Here is a 13,583-nt window from a genome sequence, read left to right on the forward strand (position 1 = left end):
CACGTTTTCCACAGGGGGCGCTGGGCACTGGTGCGGGCCCACTACCCTTGAGGGGTGACTATTCGCCTGTACGACACCGACGCCCGGCAGATCCGTGACTTCGTCCCGCTCACAGCGGGTTGTGTCTCGATCTACCTCTGTGGCGCGACTGTCCAGGCCGCCCCGCACATCGGGCACATCAGGTCCGGGCTGAACTTCGACATCATGCGCCGCTGGTTCGACTACCGCGGCTACGACGTGACGTTCATCCGGAATGTCACCGACATCGACGACAAGATCATCAGGAAGTCCGCCGAGCAGGGCCGCCCCTGGTGGGCCATCGGCTACGAGAACGAGCGCGCGTTCAACGCGGGCTACGACGCCCTGGGATGCCTCCCGCCCACGTACGAACCGCGGGCCACCGGCCACATCACCGAGATGATCGAGATGATGCGCGGCCTCATCGAGCGCGGCCACGCCTACGAGGCCGACGGCAACGTCTACTTCGACGTGCGCTCGTACGAGGGATACCTGGAGCTCTCCAACCAGGACCTCGACGACCTGCGGCAGCCCTCCGGCGACAACGAGACGGGCAAGCGCGACAAGCGCGACTTCGCCATGTGGAAGTCGGCGAAGCCCGGTGAGCCCAGCTGGGAGACCCCGTGGGGCCGCGGCCGTCCCGGCTGGCACCTGGAGTGCTCCGCGATGGCGCACAAGTACCTCGGCACCGCCTTCGACATCCACGGCGGCGGCATCGACCTGATCTTCCCGCACCACGAGAACGAGATCGCCCAGGCCAAGGCCTTCGGCGACGAGTTCGCGAAGTACTGGGTGCACAACGGCTGGGTCACCATGTCCGGCGAGAAGATGTCGAAGTCCCTCGGCAACTCCGTGCTGGTCAGCGAGATGGTCAAGGCCTGGCGCCCGATCGTCCTGCGCTACTACCTGGGCACCCCGCACTACCGGTCCATGATCGAGTACAGCGAGGAATCGCTGCGGGATGCCGAGTCCGCCTTCGCGCGGATCGAGGGATTCGTCCAGCGCGTCGTGGAGAAGACCGGGGGACCGGTCGAGGCAGCCGCCGAGGTGCCGCCCGCGTTCGCCGAGGCCATGGACGACGACCTCGGCGTCCCGCAGGCGCTGGCGATCATCCACACCACCGTCCGGCAGGGCAATTCCGCCCTCGCCGCCGACGACAAGGAAGCCGCCGTCGCCCGCCTCGCCGAGGTCCGCGCGATGCTCGGCGTCCTCGGCCTGGACCCGCTCGACCCGCACTGGGCGGGCGAGAGCGACCGCGGCGAGGATCTCCACGGCGTCGTCGACACCCTCGTACGGCTCGTGCTCGACCAGCGTCAGTCGGCCCGGGCGCGCAAGGACTGGCCCGCAGCCGACGCGATCCGCGACCAGCTCAACCAGTCCGGCCTCGTCATCGAGGACAGCCCCAGCGGACCGCGGTGGACGCTCGGACCGCGCTGAGCGGACCTCGCGCCCTGCGTGAGCAGCGCAAATGTGCCGCCCGGCCTTCCGGGCGGCACACTTTCACTTGACGACGTTTTTCTGAAGCAACGAAACAGGTAGGTCATGGCCGGGAACAGCCAGCGCAGGAACCGCCGCACGTCCAACAAGAAGGGCATGCAGGTCGGCAGCGGCGGTAACCGACGCCGTGCTCTCGAAGGCAAGGGACCGACGCCGCCCGCCTCCGCCCGTAAGGGACACAAGAAGAACAGGGTGGCGAACGCCGCGGCCAAGCAGGCCGCGGCACGCCGTCCCGCCCCGCGCCGTGGCGGCGCCAAGGGCACGTCGGAGATGGTCGTCGGCCGTAACCCGGTCTTCGAGGCGCTGCGTGACGGCGTGCCCGCGACCACCCTCTACGTCCAGCAGTACATCGACAACGACGAGCGGGTCCGCGAGGCCCTCCAGCTCGCCGGCGAGCGCGGCAACATCCACCTCATGGAGGCGCCGCGCCCCGAGCTCGACCGGATGACGAACGGCCTGAACCACCAGGGCCTCGTCCTCCAGGTCCCGCCGTACGAGTACGCGCACCCGGAGGACCTCACCGCCGCCGCGTACGACAACAACGAGGACCCGCTGATCGTCGCCCTCGACGGCGTCACGGACCCCCGCAACCTCGGCGCGATCGTCCGCTCCGTCTCCGCCTTCGGCGGCCACGGCGTCGTCGTCCCCGAGCGCCGTGCGGCCGGTATGACCGCCGGAGCCTGGAAGTCCTCGGCGGGCACCGCCGCCCGTACGCCCGTCTCCCGTGTCACCAACCTGACCCGGGCCCTGGAGGGCTACCAGAAGGCCGGCCTCACCGTGGTCGGCCTCGCCGCCGACGGCGAGCACACCGTCGAGGACCTGCAGGCCCTGGAGGGCCCCGTCGTCATCGTCATCGGCAGCGAGGGCAAGGGGCTGGGCCGTCTCGTCGGCGAGACCTGCGACTACCGGGTCCGGATCTCCATGCCGGGCGGCGCCGAGTCCCTGAACGCCGGTGTCGCCGCGGGCATCGTCCTCTACGAGGTGGCCCGCCGCAGGGCCTGAGCCCTGTGAGGGGCCGCAGGGACCCGGGGCCCGTGCGGCGCAGCAGTGCCTGAGCCCCGTGAAGTGCCGCAGGGACCCGGGGCTGGAGCCCCGGGCCCCTGCGGCGTTCCGCCGGAGCGCCCGGTCCCGCGCTTTCCTCGCCCGGCGCGGTTCGCCGCAGGGAAGCGGACCCCGGCGCGGTTCGCCGCAGGCAAGCGGACCCCGGCGGCGGACCGGGCTGCTCCGAAGCGCACCCGGGCGTGGGTCGGCGCTCCGAAGCGCACCCAGCCGTGGGCCGGCGCCCGGAACGCACGCTGCCGGTTCGTACCCGCCGTTCGTACCAGCCCTGGGCGCGCCCGCCGGATCGCCACCGCCGCCGGGCGGCCTACGCCACCTGTCCGCAGGCGCCGGACGCCATGCGGCACCCGGCCTCCGCAGACACCCGCTCCCGGAGGGGACGCCGGGCGGCGCGGGAGCGGACCGCGGACCCGGATCTCGGCCGGCCCGCAGGCGCCCCCGCCCCACGACTTCCCCGGCCCGAAGAGCTCGCGACCCGGAGGCCCGGCGCGCGCGGATCCGCCCGGTGCACAGGGGTGTTGACGGGTCTCGGACACAGGACGCGTCAAGGCAGTGTCCTAATCACACATCACTCGGTTAGATGAGTGTGGACACCAGAACGCCTCGGTTCGACGACCAACCCGCCCTGAGCATGACGAAGGTGGACAGCGACCCCGCGCAGGTCATCGTCAGCCACGCCAGCTTCCGGGTGCAGCTCGCCCCGGGTCAGCGCACCCGTCTGCGCCCCCTGGGCTCCGCCGGGCCGGTCAGGATCCCCGCCATGGGCGGGGCGGGGGGCCGCAGGCGGGCTCCCGTCGTCTGGAGCGGCAGGTCCGAGCCGGGCGATCCCGGAGCGACCGGACTCCTGCAGGCCGTACGGAACTCCACCGCCGGCCACCTCGACACCCGTGCGGGCGGCGGCTTCGGAGCGGGCTACGACGACGGGGGCGGCGGCACCCAGGTCATCCCGCGCCTCGACGAGACCCAGCCCAACCCCGTGCTCCCCGCACCCCATCAGCCGGGAGGCGGGCGCTCCGGGCCGCTGCTGCCGCCCATGCGGCAGGCCGTCGGCGCGTACGACACCGCCGATTCGCAGGCCCGCGAGGCGTACGACCTCACCTACGACGACGAACCCGGTACCGAGGGACCGGACGGCAGCTCCGCCGGGGAGCGACGCCACGCCAACGACACCGTCCGGCACGCCTATTACCCGGGCCGCCGGATGAACCTCGGCGTCGTACTGCTCCCGCTGCGGGTCATCCTCGGCTTCCTCTCCATCTACGCCGGCATGGGCAAGCTCTGCGACCCCGCCTACTTCGACGGCGGCGACCGCGGCTCCATGGTCAAGTGGCTGACCTCGCTGCACCCCTGGGCCGCGGCCGAACCCCTGCGTGACTTCGCGCTCTCCCACCCCGTCGCCGCCGGGCTCTCCGTCGCGTTCCTCCAGATCGTGATCGGTGTCCTCACCGTCCTCGGCCTGTGGCAGCGGGTCGCCGCGGCCTTCGGCGTCCTGCTCTCCGCCGCCATCCTGGTGACGGTCAGCTGGCGCACCGCCGCCGCCTACGACACCCCGGACATCATCCTGCTGGCGGCCTGGAGCCCCCTCGTCATCGCGGGCGCACCCGTCTACTCCCTCGACGGACGCCTCGCGGGTGAGGCCTGGCGCACCCTCGGGCCGCGCTCCGACATCTGGGACCTCCGCCGCCGGGTGCTGCGCCGCGGCACCGTGGTCGCCACCGTCGTCGTCGGTCTCACCCTGCTGGTCGGCTCGATGCTCGGCGGGGCCGTCCGCTCCACCGAGGTCGTCACCGTGCCGGGCCCCGACAGCTACCCGACCAACCAGCTGCCCGGCTCCCCGCTCCCCGGCGAGAGCAAGGGCAAGAAGCGCAAGCCCTCCATGACCCCGGAGAACCGCACGCCCGAGACGTCGTCCTCCAGCGCGCCCGGTACCCCGTCGGCCGAGGAGTCCACACCGGGCTCCGAGTCCTCACGTGACTCCGGTCCGACGGCCGGAGCGAGCACGGGCGAGCCCAGTCAGAGCCAGGGCACCGGCCAGGCACCCCCGCAGGAGCCGGCCCCGCAGGAGCCCCCGACCGGGGACGCGGGTCCCAGCTCGTCCGGATCCGCCGGCTCGGGCGGCCCCACCGGCGGTTCCGACGGCGGCGGTTCCACCGGCGGCTCCGACGGGGGCTCCACCTCCGGCGGAGGAGCCGGCCAGAACCCCATCGGCGGCCTGCTGGGCTGACCCCGCCACCGCACACCACGAGGGCGGCCACCGGACATCCGGTGGCCGCCCTCGCGTACGTGCGTGGAGCGTGGGGGAGTGGGTGCGCCTGCCACACGCGCGGGTCAGCCGTACGTGCACGGACGGGCTCAGCCGCCCGCGTGGGCGCCCAGCTCCTTCGCCGCCTCGGTGAGGTCCTTCGCGGTGTCGATGGCCCGCCAGTACGCCCCGTGCGGCAGCGGGAACCCCGCGAGCCGGCGCTCGCGGGCCAGCCGGGGGAACGTGGTCCGCTCGTGGTCGCCGCGGTCCGGCAGCATCGCGGTGAACGCGGGCGCGAAGACGTACACGCCGGCGTTGATCAGGTAGGGCGACGGCGGCGACTCGATGAAGTCGGTGATGTGGCCGAAGGCGTCCGTCTCCACCGCCCCCCACGGGATCCGCGGGCGGGCGAGGGCGAGCGTCGCGGTCGCGTCCCGCTCGGCGTGGAAGGCCGCCATCTCCCGCAGGGAGAAGCGGGTCCAGATGTCGCCGTTGGTCGCGTACCAGGGCTCCGACGGGTCCGGCAGGCGCGCCGCGGCATGCTTGAGACCGCCGCCCCGGCCCAGTGGCTCGTTCTCGACGACGGTCGTGACGCGCAACGGAAGATCGGCCGAGTCCAGCCACTCCCGCAGCACATCGGCAAGATGGCCGCACGAGATCACGGCGTCGGTGACGCCCTCGGCGGCCAGCCAGGACAGCTGATGGCCGATGATCGGGGTCCCGGTCCCCGGGATCTCGACCATCGGCTTGGGGCGGTCATCGGTGTACGGGCGCAGCCGCGAGCCCTGACCACCCGCCAGGATCACGGCTTGCGTCGGATACGTATGCATGCCAGGCACGATATGCCGTGCCCGGACGTGGCCGGACGTGCCCGGCTCAGCTGAACTGTGCGACGCCCGAGGCGAAGGAGGTGTCGCAGACCGGCCGGGAGAAGCGGTGGGCGCGGGTCGGGCCGTACTGGTCGACGGCGGCCTTGCCGAGCGCCCTGGCGATCGACATGCAGTGCTTCGCCAGCGAGGGGCGTCCTTCGACGGTGCGCTGGAGGCTGGTCAGCGCGGAACCCGGGTCCTTCTCGCGGAGCTCCAGCAGGAGCTTGTCCCGCAGGATGTCCTGGGGGGCCCGGGCCTTCGCCTGCTTGGAGACGGTCTCCGAGGCGGCGGTCAGCAACTGGGTCTCGGTGTCCTGCCCCGACCACTGCACACGGGTGACCGCGAGGGTCCCGGACAGCACCATGACGACGGGCAGTACGAGGGCGAGGGTTCGGCCGATACGGCGCGCGGTGTGGGTCACGCAGGCGAGCGTAGCGGGCAGTGATGGTTCGGCGACATTTCGTCACCCCTGCGGGGGATGGTTCGAGTGGCCTTTTCGAATCGAGCGTTGACGCACCGGGGCGAATTGACCGGAGTGCCAGGGTATTTGGCGCCCGCAGGATCCGAAACCCGATCCTGCCCGCGACACGCGAACGGCCCCACGTCCGGGGGACGCGGGGCCGTTGCGGCTGGATCAGGTGGATCCGACGGGGGTGGTCGGATCAGCCGGTCAGGCGCTCACCGGTCGACGTGGCGAAGACGTGCAGCTCGTCCGGGCGCGGCACGACGTGCAGCTCGGTGCCCTTCTCCGGGACGGCGCGGCCGCCGACGCGGACGACCAGGTCCTTGTGCTCGCCACCGACCTGCGCGGCGCCGTAGACGAAGCCGTCGGCGCCGAGCTCCTCGACGACGTTGACGGAGACGGCCAGGCCGGCCGGGGCGTCGGACGAGGCCTTGGAGAGGCCGGTCGCGGCGGCGCCACCGTGCTCGACGATGTCGAAGTGCTCCGGGCGGATGCCGACCGTGACGGTGGTGTCACCACGGTTCGCGGCGGCGGTGAGCGCCTCGCGGGAGACCGGGACGACGCTGTTGCCGAACTTCACGCCACCGTCGGTGATCGGGACCTCGACGAGGTTCATCGCCGGGGAACCGATGAAGCCGGCGACGAAGAGGTTCGCCGGGCGGTCGTACATGTTGCGCGGCGAGTCGACCTGCTGGAGCAGACCGTCCTTGAGGACCGCGACGCGGTCACCCATGGTGAGGGCCTCGACCTGGTCGTGGGTGACGTACACGGTGGTGATGCCGAGGCGGCGCTGCAGCGAGGCGATCTGCGTACGCGTCGACACACGGAGCTTGGCGTCGAGGTTCGACAGCGGCTCGTCCATGAGGAAGACCTGCGGCTCACGCACGATGGCGCGGCCCATAGCCACACGCTGGCGCTGACCACCGGAGAGCGCCTTCGGCTTGCGGTCCAGGTAGTCGGTGAGGTCCAGCATCTTGGCGGCCTCTTCGACCTTCGCCCGGATCTCGGTCTTGTTCACGCCGGCGATCTTGAGGGCGAAGCCCATGTTGTCCGCGACGGACATGTGCGGGTAGAGCGCGTAGTTCTGGAACACCATGGCGATGTCCCGGTCCTTCGGGGGCAGGTGCGTGACGTCGCGGTCACCGATGCGGATGGCCCCGCCGTTGACGTCCTCGAGACCCGCGAGCATGCGCAGGGAGGTCGACTTGCCACAACCGGAAGGACCGACGAGGACGAGGAACTCGCCGTCCTCGATGTCGATCTCGAGCTGGTCCACAGCCGGCTTGGTGGAGCCGGGGTAGACGCGGGACGCCTTGTCGAACGTGACACTGGCCATGGCGATTCTTCTCCTCCACCGGCAGGAACGTGCCGGACGATCCGAGTAAGGGAGTGGTGTGGTCCACTGGAGTGAACCTGAGGTGACGCTACCTGGCGTTTTCGGATCTGTCAGCAGTCCGAGGTCCCGAATATCGAGCAGGTTCCGCTCCCCACGTTGGTTACACTGCTCCCGCACGCCTCCTTAGCTCAGTCCGGCCAGAGCAACGCACTTGTAATGCGTAGGTCGTCGGTTCGAATCCGACAGGGGGCTCCGAGAAACCCCAGGTCACATAGCCCGTGACCTGGGGTTTTCTGTTGGGCGCGGTACGGCAGGTCGCACGGCCGGGTTGCCGTGACGTTGCCTGCGTGAGCGGAGCCGTGCTGACCGGGGCCGGACGACCGGCTCATCGTGAAGGAGTAGGCAATGCCGGATCCCATGAGCCAAGAGACGGACGGTGCAGCCGAAGCGGTCCCGGACGAGTCGCAGCGGGGAAGCTTCCGGTTGGCGGCCTATGCCGTGTGCATCGAGGACGGGCGGGTGCTGCTCGCCCATCACGCGTCGGACAACTGGACTCTTCCGGGCGGTAGGGTCGAGCACGCGGAGGATCCGTTCGACGCGGTGATCCGGGAGGTTGCTGAGGAGACCGGCTGCTCCGCGGTGGTCGAGCGCCTGATGGGCGTGGACTCCAGGGTGATCCCCGCGGCCGTGACGCGTGCGGGCATCGAGCATCAGAATGTCGGCATCTTCTACCAAGTCCGGATCACTGGCGGCCGGCTCCGGCCTGAGCCGAACGGCGAGACCATTGAGTCGGTCTGGACTCCGATCCCCGAGGTTGCCCGCCTCCGCCGATCATCGCTGGTCGACATCGGCCTCGCCCTGGCGCAGACGGTTCCGGCAACCGGCCACGTCGCTCCTGTCCCGATTCGCGGCCTGATCCAGCACTGAGGTGTCGCGGGCCAAGCCCGTGCGGCGGTCCGCCCGGTAGTGCGTGACCGTGTCCAGGCCGAGGCCGACGACCAGGCCCAGGGCGGTGACGGGCACGTGGAGCACGCTCACGACCACGGCCGCCATCTTGGTCACGGTCATGGCCAGGACACGTCGGCCGCACACGAGGCGTGGCCCAGCCGGGCTCACCCTTCACGCCGGACCAAGGGCGCAGGTGACGGGATCGGCCACTCACGGGCAGCACCCAACCCCCGTTGCTTCGGGACGAAGAGGTCCAGGGCGAACGTGTCTCGCTTCAACACCTTCGACCGCTGCTTCAATCGTCTCAAAAGGCTTCTGCCGTATCCCCGCCCGGCCACAGCGCCCCGCACGCCTTTACACTCCGTCGCGTTGTTCGGGTGCACGGGAGGTGTGCCCGGGGCGGAGGGGGCTCAACTTGAGAACGAACAGTGTTCTGACCGGGCGCAGGTGGAGAGCCGCTGCCCTTCTGGTCGCCGGTCTGATCGGCGGCACGTTGCTGCCGGCCACTCCCGCGGCCGCCGTGCACGGGGCGGTACCCGGTGACTTCAACGGCGACGGCTACCGTGACGCCGTCCTGCCCGCCCCCGGCGCCGATGTGGCGGGCAAGGAGGCGGCCGGTGCGGTCGTCGTGATGTACGGGGCGCAGTCGGGACTGTCGACGACCCAGCGGAAGATCATTACGCAGAACACCGCAGGCGTGCCGGGCACCGCCGAGGCGTACGACCGGTTCGGTGCCGCCACCGCCACGGCGGACCTGAACCGCGACGGGTACGCGGACCTGATCGTCTCGTCGCCCTACGAGGGCACGGACCAGGGGATCGATGCCGGGGCGGTGACGGTGCTGTGGGGGAGCAGCGCCGGTCTCACCACAGGCACCAACCTCCCGACACCGGAGAGCGATCCGCTCTACTACGGCCTGGACCTGGCTGCTGTCAGCGCCGGCCCGGGAGTGAGGACCGAAGTCCTGGCGGGTGGCTGGCACGGGACCGTCCGCTTCAGCGGCCCCTTCAGTCGCACCGGATCGTTCGGCAACGCGGCCATGCCGGCGGACATGTCCTGGGGCGAGTCGGTGGCGCTCGGCGACTTCAACGGGGACGGAGCCCAGGACCATGTGAACGTCACCTACCGCTACGGTGGTCTCTCCGGTGGCCTGGTCTTCGTGAATCCCGAGAACCACGTCCACAAGCCTGGTGTGTCACCCGGTCTCCAGAAGGGCAACGGCCTCATCTCCGCGACCGGCGACCTCAACGGCGATGGATTCGCCGATCTCGTGGTCGGCGACCCGGACGAACCCGAAGTCGCCGGGGTCGACGGCACGCTGGGCGGTCGCATCCTGGTCTGGTACGGCTCGGCGCTCGGCATCGCGGCCGACGCGGCACCCGTGCAGGTCACGCAGGACACCGCCGGTGTCCCCGGCGGGAGTGAGAAGTACGACGCCTTCGGCGGCGCTCTGGCGGTTGCCGACCTCAACCGTGACGGGCTCGCCGACATCGTGGTCGGGGCGCCGTACGAAGCCATCGGCACGGTCGGCCGGGCCGGGCAGGTGACCGTCGTCCCCGGACGGCGCACGGGTGCCCTCGGCACCGGGGCGTACGCCTTCACTCAGGACACAGCAGGTGTCCCCGGCGGCTCGGAGGTCGACGACTTCTTCGGTACGACGGTCGCCGCAGGTGACGTGAACAAGGACGGCAAAGCCGAGTTGTTCGTCGGAGCGGCCAGCGAGAACAACTCCACGGGCGCCGTCTGGGTCCTCCCCGGCGGCACCTCCGGACCGACAGCCGCGGGCAGTCGCATGTTCACCGCGTCCTCCGTCGGCCTCACCCAGCAGAACGGCACCCTCCTGGGCGGCAACGGGCTGCTCTGGGTGATCTGACACGCCATACGGGTGGCAGTCCCCCGGTGCCGTACCGCCCGTAGGTGCCCGGACGACGCCACAGGTCAGGTACACGGCGCTACCGCGCACCGCGGGCGGTCAGGCCGGCAGTGCCGGCTGCCGGTCCGCCTGGGCCACCTTCCCCGCCACCTCGCGGGTCGCCCCGGCGAAGGCCTCCAGTGCTCCTGTGCCGTCGCCGGACCGCCACACCAGGCCGTAGCCGACCGGTTCGGCGTCGACGAAGGGGAGGTACACGATGCCCGGGCGCGTGTAGTACGTCGTCGTGTGCGCGGCCGTGAGCAGGGCGCCCCTGCCGCCCGCGACCAGCGTCAACGCCTCCTGCATCTGGGTCACGGCCGGGCCGCGTCCGATCGGCCGTCCTCCTGGTGTGTGCGTGGGGACGTGGTGTTCCAGCCAGTAGTCCGGCAGCTCGCCCTCGATCGTGAGCAGCGGTACGCCGGCGAGGTCCTCCATGGACACCGACTCCCGCGCGGCGAGCGGGTGCGCCGAGGAGACGGCGAGGACGCGCGCCTCGGCGATGAGCGCAGGACCGCCTGAGAGGTCGTCCTCGCGCACCGGGTACTCCTGGAGCTGGACGTCGAACGCGCCGCTGCGCAGCTGTCCGAACGGATCGGACATCGGGACCTCGCAGATCTCCACGGCGAGGCCGGGGTGGCTGACCCGCAGGGCCTCCGCCGCCCTGAGCGCGATCTCGCCGGTCAGCGGGTTGGAGAACCCGACGTGCAGCACGGTGTCGATGCCCCGCGCGGTGGCGACGGCCCGGGTGAGGGCGGCCTCCATCGCGCGGTGGTGCGGTTCGAGGTCCGCGCGCAACTGCCGCCCCAGGGAGGTGAGGGCGACGCGACGGCTGGTGCGTACGAACAACGGCGCGCCGACGCGTCGCTCCAGGCGCTGCACCAGCTGGCTCACGCGCGCGCGGGAGAGCCGCATCCGGTCGGCCGTGCGGCCGAAGTGCAGCTCGTCGGCGAGCAGCAGGAAGCACTCGATCTCGTCGCGTTCCATCAGTTCCCCCAGATGAACCGGATCGGTAAGCCTGACTGAACGAACGTGCAGATCTTCGCCGTTGTTCCGGTCAGGTGTCCTGGCCGAGGGTGAAGGTGCCGCCGACGGAGGCCTCCGGCACCGCGGCGCCACCCCTTCCACCATCCTCGTTACTCAGGAGCTGAACCGACATGAGTGAGCAGAAGGCAGCGGTCGATGCCCCGCTCGGTGCCCGTGACTGGGGCGTGCTGCTCGTCCTGTGCGGCGCGATCTTCCTGGAAGGCATCGACGTGGCCATGCTCAACGTGGCCCTGCCCTCCATCCGTGCCGATCTCGGCCTGTCCACCGGCTCGTTGCAGTGGGTCATGAGCGCCTACGTCCTCGGGTACGGCGGCTTCATGCTGGTCGGCGGACGTGCCGCCGACCTCTTCGGGCGGCGCCGGATGTTCGTCCTCTGGCTCGCCGTCTTCCTCGTCTTCTCCGGGCTCGGCGGATTCGCCACGGAGGGCTGGATGCTCGTCACGGCCCGGTTCGTGACCGGCGTCGCGGCCGCCTTCATGACCCCGGCCGGTCTGTCCATCATCACCACCGGCTTCGAGGAGGGCCCGCGGCGCAACAAGGCCCTGCTCATCTACTCCGGTACCGCGGCGGGCGGATTCTCGATCGGGCTGGTCGTGGGCGGCCTGCTCGCCTCGGTCGACTGGCGCTGGGTGTTCTTCGCCCCGGTCGTGCTCTCGGCCCTGATCCTGCTGGCCGCGCTCGTGTTCGTACCCAGGTCGCCGCGGTCCGACCGTCCGGGCGGGCGTCTCGACCTCGCCGGCGGCCTCACCATCACCGCGGCGATCCTGCTGCTGGTCGTCGGCGTCGAACGCGCCGGTCACACGTCGCTCGCCTGGACCCTCGGCACGCTCGGCGCGGGTCTCGCCGCGCTCGCCGCGTTCGTCGCGGTCGAACGCCGCTCACCGGCTCCCCTGGTCCGCCTCGGCATCTTCCGAAACGCCGCACTGGTGCGCGCCAACCTGGTCGGACTGCTCTTCGCCGCGGGCTTCTTCGGCTTCCAGTTCCTGGTCGTCCTCTACCTCCAGGAACTGCGCGGCTGGTCCACGCTGGAGACCAGCTTCGCGATGATCGTCATCGGGATCGACGCGATCCTCTCCCCGGTCCTCGTGCCCGGACTGGTCGCCCGCTTCGGCAACGCCAGACTGATCGTCGGCGGACTGCTCCTCGCCTCCCTGTCGTACGCCCTCTTCCTGCCCGTCGGCGCCGACTGGACCTACGCGGCCATGCTCCCGAGCCTGCTGCTCCTCGGCGTCGCCTTCTCGCTGGCCTACGGTCCGCTCACCATCGTCGCCACCGAAGGCGTGAAGGAGGAGGAACAGGGGCTGGCCGGCGGTCTGCTCTACACCGCGTTCCAGTTCGGTGCGGCGCTCGGCCTCTCGGCCGCCGCGACCGTCAACGTCGCGGCCACCGCGTCGGATTCGCCCGGCGCGCTGCTCGACGGATACCGGGCGGCGCTCTGGGTGCCGCTCGTCGCGGCCCTGCTCGCGACGCTCATCAGCGGTCTCGGACTGCGCTCCCGCCGGGCCGCCGACGGGCAGGTGATCGTCACGGGTGAACCGCCGGCCGACGACCGGGCGGCGGAACTGCCCGCCGCCCGCTGACACCCGGGCCCCGGCACCCCGCCGGCACCCCGCGACGTCCTCCACCGACATCCAGCCCGTGCGCCCTGCGAAGGAGTACACCGCATGCCCACCACCGTGGCCGGCCGTTTCACCGACGTCCAGGACCCCTTCTTCAGCTACATCCGCGACATCACGTACGCCACGATGGTCACGGTCGACCGCAGGAACCGGCCTCGCGCACGGGTGCTGCTCCCCGTCTGGGAGGTGGTCGACGACCGTCCCGTCGGCTGGCTGGCGTCGTACCGGACACCCGTCAAGTCAGCTCACCTGGCCGCCAATCCGCACACGACGTACTCCTACTGGAGCCCCCGTCAGAACGCCCTCCACATCGACGCCGTCTCCACCTGGGCCGCATCGGAGGCCGACAAGCGTCACGCCTGGGACCTCTACGTCCAGGGGAGTCCACCGGGCGTGGGCTACGACCCGGTCCACTACTGGCGGGGCGGCGTCGAGGATCCCGGGTACGACGTGATCCGCATCGACCCCTGGCGCGTGCAGCTGGTCCGCGGTTCGGATCTGCGCAGCACCGTCTGGACGGCGCCGTCCGGCAGCCGGGAGAGGACGGCGTGACGCACTGACCGCTGTCGACGGAAT

The 13,583-nt window shown here is 71.1% G+C and carries 11 protein-coding genes and 1 tRNA gene; 8 read left to right on the forward strand and 4 right to left on the reverse strand.

All coding sequences use genetic code 11. The features are described 5' to 3' along the window. Positions 1 to 54: 54 nt before the first annotated feature. The 3 genes from cysS (at position 55) to OG488_RS20820 (ending at position 4,798) form a co-directional block, all read left to right on the forward strand. Complete coding sequence (cysS, locus tag OG488_RS20810) at positions 55 to 1,455, forward strand: cysteine--tRNA ligase (RefSeq protein ID WP_329231312.1); 1,401 nt, start codon at positions 55 to 57, stop codon at positions 1,453 to 1,455. A 105-nt stretch (positions 1,456 to 1,560) separates the two neighbouring features. Beyond that, complete coding sequence (gene rlmB / locus OG488_RS20815; RefSeq protein ID WP_329231314.1) at positions 1,561 to 2,517, forward strand: 23S rRNA (guanosine(2251)-2'-O)-methyltransferase RlmB; 957 nt, start codon at positions 1,561 to 1,563, stop codon at positions 2,515 to 2,517. A 688-nt stretch (positions 2,518 to 3,205) separates the two neighbouring features. Next, a complete protein-coding gene (locus OG488_RS20820; protein WP_329238866.1) occupies positions 3,206 to 4,798 on the forward strand; it encodes a DoxX family protein in 1,593 nt (530 codons plus the stop codon). 128 nt (positions 4,799 to 4,926) lie between these two features. Here OG488_RS20820 and OG488_RS20825 read toward each other — a convergent pair whose 3' ends face one another. The 3 genes from OG488_RS20825 to OG488_RS20835 form a co-directional block, all read right to left on the reverse strand. Beyond that, on the reverse strand, positions 4,927 to 5,646 hold the full coding sequence (locus OG488_RS20825; RefSeq protein WP_329231316.1) for a nucleotidyltransferase family protein: 720 nt from the start codon (positions 5,644 to 5,646) through the stop codon (positions 4,927 to 4,929). 46 nt (positions 5,647 to 5,692) lie between these two features. Further along, positions 5,693 to 6,106 carry a hypothetical protein gene (locus OG488_RS20830; RefSeq protein ID WP_329231318.1) on the reverse strand — a complete coding sequence of 138 codons (414 nt, stop codon included), beginning with the start codon at positions 6,104 to 6,106 and terminating at the stop codon, positions 5,693 to 5,695. A 241-nt stretch (positions 6,107 to 6,347) separates the two neighbouring features. Further along, the gene (locus OG488_RS20835) at positions 6,348 to 7,484 is read right to left on the reverse strand and encodes an ABC transporter ATP-binding protein (protein WP_329231320.1); all 1,137 of its coding nucleotides are present in this window, start codon (positions 7,482 to 7,484) and stop codon (positions 6,348 to 6,350) included. A gap of 177 nt (positions 7,485 to 7,661) precedes the next feature. On the opposite strand from OG488_RS20835, the gene OG488_RS20840 reads away from it, so the two are divergent. The 3 genes from OG488_RS20840 to OG488_RS20850 all read left to right on the forward strand — a co-directional run bounded on the left by OG488_RS20840 (position 7,662) and on the right by OG488_RS20850 (position 10,305). Beyond that, positions 7,662 to 7,736, forward strand: a tRNA-Thr gene (locus OG488_RS20840). A 165-nt stretch (positions 7,737 to 7,901) separates the two neighbouring features. Beyond that, entirely contained in the window at positions 7,902 to 8,411 is a 510-nt protein-coding gene (locus tag OG488_RS20845; protein WP_329238869.1) for an NUDIX hydrolase, read from the forward strand. A 436-nt stretch (positions 8,412 to 8,847) separates the two neighbouring features. Beyond that, a complete protein-coding gene (locus OG488_RS20850) occupies positions 8,848 to 10,305 on the forward strand; it encodes an FG-GAP repeat protein (protein WP_329231322.1) in 1,458 nt (485 codons plus the stop codon). Positions 10,306 to 10,404: 99 nt separating this feature from the next. On the opposite strand, the gene OG488_RS20855 is transcribed toward OG488_RS20850, so the two are convergent. Next, positions 10,405 to 11,328: a LysR family transcriptional regulator gene (locus OG488_RS20855; RefSeq protein WP_329231323.1), complete on the reverse strand. Its 924-nt coding sequence runs from the start codon at positions 11,326 to 11,328 to the stop codon at positions 10,405 to 10,407. A gap of 170 nt (positions 11,329 to 11,498) precedes the next feature. On the opposite strand from OG488_RS20855, the gene OG488_RS20860 reads away from it, so the two are divergent. Both OG488_RS20860 and OG488_RS20865 read left to right on the forward strand, forming a co-directional pair. Next, positions 11,499 to 12,968, forward strand: a complete 1,470-nt coding sequence (locus tag OG488_RS20860) for an MFS transporter (protein ID WP_329231325.1) — start codon at positions 11,499 to 11,501, stop codon at positions 12,966 to 12,968. Between the two features lie 84 nt (positions 12,969 to 13,052). Continuing rightward, positions 13,053 to 13,559, forward strand: coding sequence for a pyridoxamine 5'-phosphate oxidase family protein (locus OG488_RS20865; protein ID WP_329231326.1), 507 nt, complete (start codon positions 13,053 to 13,055; stop codon positions 13,557 to 13,559). The last annotated feature ends 24 nt before the right edge of the window (positions 13,560 to 13,583 follow it).

Origin of the sequence: Streptomyces sp. NBC_01460 (assembly GCF_036227405.1) — a bacterium.
Lineage (GTDB): Bacteria > Actinomycetota > Actinomycetes > Streptomycetales > Streptomycetaceae > Streptomyces.

Bases quoted from the DNA above. Each gene is read 5' to 3' on its own strand.
- OG488_RS20820 (WP_329238866.1), top strand. From the start codon at position 3,206: ATGACGAAGGTGGACAGCGACCCCGCGCAGGTCATCGTCAGCCACGCC.
- OG488_RS20865 (WP_329231326.1), top strand. From the start codon at position 13,053: ATGCCCACCACCGTGGCCGGCCGTTTCACCGACGTCCAGGACCCCTTC.
- OG488_RS20855 (WP_329231323.1), bottom strand. From the start codon at position 11,328: ATGGAACGCGACGAGATCGAGTGCTTCCTGCTGCTCGCCGACGAGCTG.
- OG488_RS20825 (WP_329231316.1), bottom strand. From the start codon at position 5,646: ATGCATACGTATCCGACGCAAGCCGTGATCCTGGCGGGTGGTCAGGGC.
- OG488_RS20860 (WP_329231325.1), top strand. From the start codon at position 11,499: ATGAGTGAGCAGAAGGCAGCGGTCGATGCCCCGCTCGGTGCCCGTGAC.
- rlmB (WP_329231314.1), top strand. From the start codon at position 1,561: ATGGCCGGGAACAGCCAGCGCAGGAACCGCCGCACGTCCAACAAGAAG.
- OG488_RS20845 (WP_329238869.1), top strand. From the start codon at position 7,902: ATGAGCCAAGAGACGGACGGTGCAGCCGAAGCGGTCCCGGACGAGTCG.
- OG488_RS20835 (WP_329231320.1), bottom strand. From the start codon at position 7,484: ATGGCCAGTGTCACGTTCGACAAGGCGTCCCGCGTCTACCCCGGCTCC.